The organism is Alkalihalophilus marmarensis DSM 21297 (assembly GCF_000474275.2).
Classification (GTDB): Bacteria; Bacillota; Bacilli; order Bacillales; family Bacillaceae_D; genus Alkalihalophilus; species Alkalihalophilus marmarensis.
This window is the reverse complement of sequence record NZ_ATAE01000004.1, coordinates 1-8,632: the sequence shown is the minus strand read 5'-3', so window position 1 is coordinate 8,632 and position 8,632 is coordinate 1. Positions and strand designations below refer to the sequence as shown.

The window sequence follows — 8,632 nt, the reverse complement described above, 5'->3', positions numbered from 1 at the left end:
TTTTTTTTGTATAGCTGCCTCTCAAGGCCACCTACATAAAAGGAATGCCATGGCCTACATTTTTAGTTTGCCATAAACAGAATAGGTTCGCTCCTCAATAAATTGCTCAAGCATTTCGATACTCCTGACACTATCTACCTCAATTCGTTCAATACGTTTTTTCACTTCATTTAACACGTTCTCATCTACTAGATCATTCATATACAAAATCGTGGCCTCACTCTTGCTTCTAACCCCTACACCCATACCCTCAGCGATAAAATGCGGGTTAGAGATCCGCTTTCTTAAAAGCGATAAATTTACCGAAGCTGATTCTGTAAATGCTTCTTTTGGCCCTTTAACAAGCACTTCATTCTCTGCTTTCTCAATACCGCGGTGCTCATAGCTTGCAACATTAAATGCCAGCCCGTTTGGGCTTCCTTCTGTAAGGAAGATCACATATCCTTGATGAATATATTCGCTCACATCCAACAGATCATTTACGTCACTAATATGTTCAACTGAAACAATATCTCTAATATCTTTCCCTTCCTCAGTTAGTAAAGGAGAGATAATCGATTGTTCGACTTTATCTAGATCCACAGCAGTTGCATAAAAAAAGAGTGCAGCTCTCGAATCCATCCCTTTTATATGTATATCCCGAACGACAAAGTCTTTGTTAATAGAGGCTGAATATAATTCTTCAATCATCTCTATGTTATGTGTTAATTCACCACTTAATGGAGAAGTAGTGATGTCAGCTGCTTCAGTTGATCTTGAGTGCTTCATAAACTTTCGCTTCAAATGATAAAGCATGCGTTTCACCACCTCATCCATTTCTTCTTAATTAGCCTAACCAAAACTCTTGGAATTATTTTGTTAGAATGTTAAGCAGGGTAATGTAGTTAGTACATAATTTGTTTTACGTAAATACTAAAAAAACAACCTGCTCCCACTTGGAACAGGTTGTTTACGCTTCTTGTTTTTGTAGTTGTTCTAGTTGATTTCTCCGATTTTGCAGCTGCTGCGTTTTCGACTCTAATTGTACAGATAGAAAGTTCTGAGCCATTTCAATTTGACGATAATAGGTAGAAAACGAGGAGGAAGTGAGATCATTGTATTGTTCATATACCTCACTCGTGCGAATCGTTTCAAACTCTGCAGCATACTTTCCAGCCCAGGTGTTTGAATTAAGCTCAGGCAGCAGGAATTGACCTTGGAATGCTGTCATTTCTGCTTCTTGACTTTCTAGCTTTGACCTTGCTTCATTCAATCGTCGTAATTGTTCTTGGATCTGGCTTATATCATTTGATAATATCGCTATACTTTGTCTAACCGTCGCTTCTGTTTCAAACATCGTCTTCCCTCCACTCCATTTGGCTTTTAATCTCAAGAGTGTGCAACCAACCTTCAAGACTCAGCAAGTTGAATTCTACTTTACTAGCATTAGAATACGTTATCACCCATACCCCTTCCTCAGCTGGCAAATGAAAGATCACTTTATTTAAATGGGTATCCTGGTACTCTTCATCCACAGTGAGAAAACTTACACTATCAAGCAGCCTGTCTCTCTTATCTAAACTTCGATTAAACTGGTCAAAGGCTTCTCTTTCCTGTGGAGCAAAACCAGCCGCTCTGCGAATTTTTCGCACCCCACTTTTCTTGCTCATTGCAGCAAACTGATCATCAGACAGAGTAAATGAGACATCAGCAGCCTCTCTTATATTAGAATATTGGTAAAAGCTAGCTATCTCCTTATTAAGATCAGCGTGAAGAAGGATGGTCATTTTATGATCTTCATCTTTCATGAAGATATGCTCTCGCAGCCATGTCCCATTTTTTAAACGGCGAAAAATAAGCGTTTCGTTTCTATCACGATTGATTGCTCGAATGATAGACCGAGCTTGAATATATTCATGGATAAAATCCTGCAGCCATTCAGATACGATATGGTCCTCATCAATCCATTCTTTTTCAAGTAAAAGCTCTAATGCTTTTTCTGAATAATCTCTCCAAAAAAACTCTGTACGATTAGGAAACATACCGTCTCCAATTCCCTTCGCTTTGTCTTCATAACCGCATAGAGAAATTAACACGATTAACTCTTTTGAAGATAATGTTTCAATGTTCATTGGTTCACCCCCTACTAGTGTTTGGTGAAATTAACATATGAGTCTATCCTCTAGAAGCCAAGTGATTCGAGTAATAAACTAACTAAAATTAATATAATGATACATATTAGAATAAAACCAATAGTCCAAGCACCAAAAACTAACCTTGCCCTCCAATAAGAATATTTCTTCATGAAATGTATATAGAAGAAGTAAGGAATACCGTGCATGAGATAGAAAACGATATTTAATCCTTTATCAAAGGTAGTTTCAGGACGCTTCGTATATGCCCTCCCAAAAAACGAGATAAAGTGATTACCAAAAATCGCTGGCATCAACGCACTTAATATATTTAACGTAATTAACATGATGAGAGCAATTCCCAAAAAATAGATAATCAACATTTTACAACTTCACCCACTTGCTTGATGAGCTACCTACTTCATCCCCTTTTACTGTGTTGCCTAGATGAGAGACACTAATCACCTCTTGTTGAGCTACTTCCTCTTTTCTTCTTTGTAAGGAGCGATACTCTTCTATCGAGCAATAAGATAAGTGAGGTGCCTTCTTGAACAACTCTGTTATAAATTCTCTTTCGTTTTCAGGAGAAACACGAATATTCATCGATCCGTCATGAAAATCAACCATAAAGCCACTAAAAGCGTACATGAAATTGTAATGAGGGACACGATATAACCCCTTTGTCTCTTGAATGCTTTTCATATTTTTATAATCAAACGTATATGTCTGCAACCCTATTTGTACTTCTAAATACTCGTCTTCTACTACAAATAGTAAACGAAGAAACAACGTAATAATCCACAGCACTAATAACGCATATCCGGTTAATAAAGGTGGGATTAATAATGAAGCATCTCTCCAGCCATACATTACAAAGAACATTACGATAAGACCAATAACAGTTGCTATATTAATAGACAGCATGGGCAGATCCCGTCTTCCTTTAAAAGCCATAAGAATCCTCCTACTCTTGCTCTGCTGGCTTTAAGAACGTAGAATGTATTTTCTCTTGAAATTGCTTTGCATCTACATTAGTAACATGAACATTAAGATGCTCATCATATTCCAACATCCATACTCCACTAGTCGAAGGTATGTGAAATAGAACTTCTGTTATTGTATTTTGCTCATTTTCCAGATCGACTTTTATTAGACTTGTATTGTGCAGGGTCCAATTGTTGCTATTAATAGAGGAAATAAGTTCGTCAAAAGCAGTCATTTGATCATCCGGCATGTTCAAAAGACTTTTCAGTTTAGGAACGTTTTCTTCCTTACTTAATAAATCAAATTGATGATCCGTTAAAGTAAAGGCTTGATGATTCTCGCCTTTCATATCCATGTATTGATTGAAGTGCAGGACATGCTTTGAAATTTCATGCTCTTCTATAAAGAAAAATTCATGGATAATATCTGCGGTGACATGATGCATGAGCCACTTCTCATTAGGAAGTTGATGAAAGAGGAGAGATTCATTAGCTGTGACATTAATAGTTCGAATAATTTTCGGAGATTGTACAAAGTGCTTAATAAATAATTGAAGCTCCTCATTTAAAGGCACCTCATTATTACTTGCTTTTTGAACGTCCCATACCCCTTTTAGCATTAATTGATGAACCGCCCCTTCAAACACGGCTTCCCAAGCATCCTCTGATTTTTCCCCTAATGAAGATTCACCAATTCCTTTAGCAACAGAGTGGTACCCGCATAAATCTACTAGAACGACCAATTCTTCTGTAGTACACTTTAATACTGACTGCATCTTCTAATCACCTCTCATATCAATCATTGATTTACATTTATTATAAAACCCTTTCAAACCACTCGATGAAAATACCGTACATTGCTATAAATATAAAGCTTACGAAGAAGAAAGCAATCGACCAGATAAAGAACAATAATCTTGCTTTCAAATATGTATATCTCACCATAAATCTTGTATAAAAATAGTGAGGGATTCCATAAATTGCATAGAACAATCTATTGATAAGCCGGTCATGAATCGTTTGAGGGTTACAGACATATGTTAACTTCATAAAGGAGATAGCAGAGTGACCAACCAAATTCGCGACAAAAGTCATTACTAATTGGAAAGTCAACAAAATACCTATAATTAAAAATATACTGTTAACTACTAGTATCATTTAAGTTTCTCCCAGATTACCAACTATTCTCACAGCTTCAACCACTTACTAGAAGAACTCCCTACATTTTGTGCTTTTACCGCGTCCCCCAAATGAGGAACAACAATAACCTCTTGCTGGGCCACTTCTTCTTTTCTCACTTGCAAGGCACGATATTCTTCTATGGAGCAATATGATAAGTGTGGAGCTCGCTTGAACAGTTCTTGAATAAACTCTTCTTCTGGTTCAGGTGAAATACGAATACTCTTCTTTTTGTCTGATTTGAATTGGATTTTCAAAGCAGCTGTTGACCCTAGATAATTATCGCAATCTTTCTTCGTTAGTCCCTTAGAATAATCTATAGCTGTCATTTCTTCATAATGCCATGTAGTAAAAAAACTCCCCATCTGAGAAGTAAGATGCTCATCATGCAGCCAATATCTTATCCGAAAGATTAAATGAATGCCTAAAACCATACCTACCAAATAAACTATAAAAGCCATAAAGATTATAGGCGTAAATTCAACAAAACGAATCATATAATAAAGAAAAGAGAACATAAAGAGAAGGATAGCTGTAAAGATTGAGTTCATTGTAAAGTCTCGATTCGAATTAAATAGCATCTCTCGCCCCCTGAGTTTTTGTCATAGATGAATATTTACTCTTAAAAAAATATTAAACTACGCATCAAATACATATTCATGTGCAAGCTTCTAAACCTATACGTATTATAAATAATCTGTATATGACTCTACCAATAAAGTGACAGAGATCCCTACAATAAAAACAATTAAGACAAAACCAAGCATCCAATTAAAATAAATAAATCGAGCCTTTTCACGAGGGTATTTGATCATAAACTTTTTATAAAAATAGTGTGGCACCCCATAAAAAAGGTAAAATACAATATTTAAGAATCGATCGTACCCTGACTCTGCATTTTTTGTATAAGTATGTTCCATGAATGAAATAGCTTGATCACCAAAAATTGCTGCTAAAATACTTACGGACATCTGCACAGTTAAAATAGATACAATTGCTAAGTATACTATGAATAAGAGAAAAATAATCAGCTCCATTATAAGTGCATTATACAGATGGTGGTTGAAATACTATGCAAAATAGGGATTAGACAAATGAATAATTAAGACATTACTAGTATATTTTCAACAAAATATCCTATCAGAAAAAAAACTAATATACAAAAGGTGATGAAAACTGCTAGCCATAGTAAAAAGAACAGTCTTGCCTTCCAGTATGTTGTTCTTCTCATAAACATTTTATAAAAATAATCTGGTATTCCGTGAAAAGTAAAAAAAGCAATATTTAAGATTTTATCAAATGTGGAAGAGGGACGCTTGGTATAGGAGCGGTTTGTAAAAGAGACAAAGTCTTTACCAATTATTGCTGTTAACAAGCCTGAAGTAACTTGCACGAATATTACTAACATTAAAACTATTGACATTAGATATAAAATTATTCCCATATTTAACTCCCCTTATTACTTGAACCATTTATTAAAACTACTAGAAACTTTATCAACAATATTTTCACCCATGTCTTTTAAATCATTTGAAAATTTCGAACCCACGTACGAACCAGCCACTGCTCCTACTGCACCACCTAACAAGCCGCCAGCTGCTGCTCCAACAGGCCCACCAAGAGCAGCACCAATTACTGCACCAGTTTTTGCACCTGCCCAAGCTCCTCCGGTTGCACTACCAATATCTACAGCAATCCCTACACCTACTCTAGCACCTTTTTCATAAAAACCTTTATCTCTATTTGTACTATCAGTAAATTCACCTAAGTTACCAGCCACAGATAACCCCCACCCTACAGGTCCCGCAGCTCTAATGTATTTGTTATCTATAAATTTGGCAGCATTTTTTTCTATTTTAAAGTCACTAAAAGTTCTAGCAAATCTTTGAGCAGGTTCACTAGTTAAAGCTTTATGTAAAGCTATCCCTGCAATAGCTTTCCCTTTGGATACACTATTTTTCCCTTTCTCTAAAATAGAATTTCCAGATACGTTGTGATTAGTTGTAGAGGTTGTAGCTGTAGTAACAGGAGACTTATCATTTTTCACCATGTCCGAATATTTCCCAATTCCAATTGATGCGGCAGCTAGCATATTCTGTCCTGCAAAAAATGCAGAATCTCCATAGCCTAAATAAGTACCGGTATCCCCTAAGCCTGTTAACAATTTATCTGCTTCCCTAACATTCTGTGTGCTCTTAACTGCTCTGAATTCTTCATTATCCTTAATCATATTATGGTTAAATTGCTCAATTGATATGGATTGGCTGGCAAACATTTCTTCTAAACTTGATACATAGTTTTGTAGAAGCTGTATATCCTGCCCGACAAATTCCATACTAGGAAGCTGTTCATAGTCGTACTGATACATTTTTTCAACAGTTACTTCAGATTTTGATTTCGATGCAGCTAACCCGTCCATGACGCGGTTATAATTGAATTCGGGCAAATATACCACATCTTTGTACATTGCAATAATACTGTTCACTTCTTCACCTAGTGTTGTCACAGTTGATTTTAATTCTTCTATTTTTCCATTGACTTCTTCTTGTAAAAAGTCTTCGCGAATGAACTCATTTTGATTAAAATACGCATTTAATTGATTTAAGGTATCTTCGAGAGATGCTTCAAATTCTGACAGAATCGTGCGAAGGAGTTTTACAAAAGGGCCATGGCAGTAAGTGAAATAATTGATGATCCGAATCGCAGTACGCCCATTGAATCTTGATTCCACACCCAAAAGAGCGGCTTCATTGTGTAGCCAGCTTTCTACTGGAGATAATTGATCCTGCTGTCTCTTAACTTCTTGAAGTAGTGATTCTACATTTTCACTCATGGAAGCTGCATCTAATATTTTCACCTTTTACCCTCCTTTAATTTGACGTGATACCTGTTGGTCTGCTTCTTCATACTGCTCCACAACACGATAAACTTGCTCCACATTTTTTTGCAACAGGGCCTTATAGGATTGAAGTAGTGATTCCATCGCTTTCATGTTTTTTTCTGCTTCCTTGATCGTATCTAGTTCAGAACGCCCATCAAATGCGACTGCATACTCTGGAGTCACACCGTCCAAATGAGATGACAATCGATCCATCTTATTTCTCACTCGAGTTGGTTTCAAGCTAATTTCTTCACTCATATAAAATCCCTCCAAACCTACATAAAATGACATTTATAAGTACATTTATCATTTTAAAAGAAGCAATTGGAAATGAAAACCATACTTAAGGTGCTATTATTATAAAGAAAAGCTCAATAAATCTATTTACCAATGACTTTTTTACCGTTTAATTACAGTGAAACGGAGTTGATTCAAGGTCTTTTTTACCAAATACCAATAAGAACATAGATTAAGAGGGCAGGCACAATGGAATGTAAGGAGAAAGAAAAAGATAAAAATCGTTAGTATTTAATACCCCAAAGCTTCAAGAAACAAGCCAATAATAATGACCACTATTAAGAATAAAAGCCATGCATTTCCCCCTATAATCGTTATTTAGCCACCCTTATCCTACCTTTACATCAATGCTTCTGTTATAAAACTTGAAATCAGCAGCAAAGTTGTGACTGATATTAATAGACATATCAAATAAACAATATACAATAATCTAGCTGCAGCATATGAAAATCTTTTCATTAAAAAAACATAAAAAAAATGAGGAAGACCATACAATGCATAGAATGAAATATTAAGTAGTTTATCACTTAGAGAATTAGAATTTTTGATAAAAGAAAATTCCATTATACGTACGGCTGTATTACCAATTATTGCAGTAACAATGCTCATTGTTAGCTGTACAGCCAAAAAGAATAAAATCACCACATATAAAACATCAATTATTATCACATGCTAAACCCCTTTTTTAAAAAAATACTGTTATATGAATTTTTAAACTATCCTATAGAATATAAGGGTTTTAAAAGTATCTCATATTAAGCCGCAATCAAATCTACTATTAAACCGAAAATAACTATTAATATAAATACGATAAAAATAAGCAGGATGGAACAAAGTAAAAAGAGTACCCTCGCCCTCCAATATGTATAGCGAATCATTAACCTTGTATACATATAATGAGGGACACCGTATAATACATAAAAAACGATATTCATTAGTTTTTCAAATGTACTTCGGGGATGTTTGAAATAGGAGCGTTCCATAAAATTAACAGCCCCATTTCCAATCAAATTTGCGGCCAAAGTCATACCAAGCTGTACTGAGATGATGAATCCTAAGATTATATAAATAACTAACATTATTCCACCTCCTGATCAAATTTCAAAACATTATGAAAAGCCATAATAGACAACCCCCACTTATGAAGCATCCTCAACTTCATTTCAAGATCTGTCCCCCCC

The 8,632-nt window shown here is 35.4% G+C and carries 13 protein-coding genes; all 13 read right to left on the bottom strand.

Going from position 1 to position 8,632, the window contains the following annotated elements; all coding sequences use genetic code 11:
* Positions 1 to 54: 54 nt before the first annotated feature.
* Positions 55 to 795 carry a spore germination protein gene (locus A33I_RS01360; protein ID WP_022626687.1) on the bottom strand — a complete coding sequence of 247 codons (741 nt, stop codon included), beginning with the start codon at positions 793 to 795 and terminating at the stop codon, positions 55 to 57.
* 154 nt (positions 796 to 949) lie between these two features.
* The gene (locus tag A33I_RS01355) at positions 950 to 1,336 is read right to left on the bottom strand and encodes a YwqH-like family protein (protein WP_022626686.1); all 387 of its coding nucleotides are present in this window, start codon (positions 1,334 to 1,336) and stop codon (positions 950 to 952) included.
* Positions 1,329 to 2,111 carry a hypothetical protein gene (locus A33I_RS01350; protein ID WP_022626685.1) on the bottom strand — a complete coding sequence of 261 codons (783 nt, stop codon included), beginning with the start codon at positions 2,109 to 2,111 and terminating at the stop codon, positions 1,329 to 1,331. The genes A33I_RS01355 and A33I_RS01350 overlap by 8 nt, the downstream gene beginning before the upstream one ends.
* Before the next feature lie 50 nt (positions 2,112 to 2,161).
* Positions 2,162 to 2,494: a hypothetical protein gene (locus A33I_RS01345; RefSeq protein WP_022626684.1), complete on the bottom strand. Its 333-nt coding sequence runs from the start codon at positions 2,492 to 2,494 to the stop codon at positions 2,162 to 2,164.
* Position 2,495: 1 nt separating this feature from the next.
* The gene (locus A33I_RS01340) at positions 2,496 to 3,065 is read right to left on the bottom strand and encodes a PH domain-containing protein (RefSeq protein ID WP_022626683.1); all 570 of its coding nucleotides are present in this window, start codon (positions 3,063 to 3,065) and stop codon (positions 2,496 to 2,498) included.
* A gap of 10 nt (positions 3,066 to 3,075) precedes the next feature.
* Positions 3,076 to 3,870, bottom strand: a complete 795-nt coding sequence (locus tag A33I_RS01335) for a hypothetical protein (protein ID WP_022626682.1) — start codon at positions 3,868 to 3,870, stop codon at positions 3,076 to 3,078.
* A 40-nt stretch (positions 3,871 to 3,910) separates the two neighbouring features.
* Positions 3,911 to 4,252: a hypothetical protein gene (locus A33I_RS01330; protein ID WP_022626681.1), complete on the bottom strand. Its 342-nt coding sequence runs from the start codon at positions 4,250 to 4,252 to the stop codon at positions 3,911 to 3,913.
* 29 nt (positions 4,253 to 4,281) lie between these two features.
* Positions 4,282 to 4,854 carry a PH domain-containing protein gene (locus A33I_RS01325; RefSeq protein ID WP_022626680.1) on the bottom strand — a complete coding sequence of 191 codons (573 nt, stop codon included), beginning with the start codon at positions 4,852 to 4,854 and terminating at the stop codon, positions 4,282 to 4,284.
* 105 nt (positions 4,855 to 4,959) lie between these two features.
* Positions 4,960 to 5,310, bottom strand: coding sequence for a hypothetical protein (locus A33I_RS01320; protein WP_022626679.1), 351 nt, complete (start codon positions 5,308 to 5,310; stop codon positions 4,960 to 4,962).
* 422 nt (positions 5,311 to 5,732) lie between these two features.
* Entirely contained in the window at positions 5,733 to 7,130 is a 1,398-nt protein-coding gene (locus A33I_RS01310; protein WP_022626677.1) for an LXG domain-containing protein, read from the bottom strand.
* Between the two features lie 3 nt (positions 7,131 to 7,133).
* Positions 7,134 to 7,412: a YwqI/YxiC family protein gene (locus tag A33I_RS01305; protein WP_022626676.1), complete on the bottom strand. Its 279-nt coding sequence runs from the start codon at positions 7,410 to 7,412 to the stop codon at positions 7,134 to 7,136.
* A gap of 378 nt (positions 7,413 to 7,790) precedes the next feature.
* Positions 7,791 to 8,120: a hypothetical protein gene (locus A33I_RS01300; protein ID WP_022626675.1), complete on the bottom strand. Its 330-nt coding sequence runs from the start codon at positions 8,118 to 8,120 to the stop codon at positions 7,791 to 7,793.
* A gap of 86 nt (positions 8,121 to 8,206) precedes the next feature.
* A complete protein-coding gene (locus tag A33I_RS01295; protein WP_022626674.1) occupies positions 8,207 to 8,530 on the bottom strand; it encodes a hypothetical protein in 324 nt (107 codons plus the stop codon).
* Between the last annotated feature and the right edge of the window lie 102 nt (positions 8,531 to 8,632).

Bases quoted from the DNA above. Each gene is read 5' to 3' on its own strand.
- A33I_RS01360 (WP_022626687.1), bottom strand. From the start codon at position 795: ATGCTTTATCATTTGAAGCGAAAGTTTATGAAGCACTCAAGATCAACT.
- A33I_RS01355 (WP_022626686.1), bottom strand. From the start codon at position 1,336: ATGTTTGAAACAGAAGCGACGGTTAGACAAAGTATAGCGATATTATCA.
- A33I_RS01350 (WP_022626685.1), bottom strand. From the start codon at position 2,111: ATGAACATTGAAACATTATCTTCAAAAGAGTTAATCGTGTTAATTTCT.
- A33I_RS01345 (WP_022626684.1), bottom strand. From the start codon at position 2,494: ATGTTGATTATCTATTTTTTGGGAATTGCTCTCATCATGTTAATTACG.
- A33I_RS01340 (WP_022626683.1), bottom strand. From the start codon at position 3,065: ATGGCTTTTAAAGGAAGACGGGATCTGCCCATGCTGTCTATTAATATA.
- A33I_RS01335 (WP_022626682.1), bottom strand. From the start codon at position 3,870: ATGCAGTCAGTATTAAAGTGTACTACAGAAGAATTGGTCGTTCTAGTA.
- A33I_RS01330 (WP_022626681.1), bottom strand. From the start codon at position 4,252: ATGATACTAGTAGTTAACAGTATATTTTTAATTATAGGTATTTTGTTG.
- A33I_RS01325 (WP_022626680.1), bottom strand. From the start codon at position 4,854: ATGCTATTTAATTCGAATCGAGACTTTACAATGAACTCAATCTTTACA.
- A33I_RS01320 (WP_022626679.1), bottom strand. From the start codon at position 5,310: ATGGAGCTGATTATTTTTCTCTTATTCATAGTATACTTAGCAATTGTA.
- A33I_RS01305 (WP_022626676.1), bottom strand. From the start codon at position 7,412: ATGAGTGAAGAAATTAGCTTGAAACCAACTCGAGTGAGAAATAAGATG.
- A33I_RS01295 (WP_022626674.1), bottom strand. From the start codon at position 8,530: ATGTTAGTTATTTATATAATCTTAGGATTCATCATCTCAGTACAGCTT.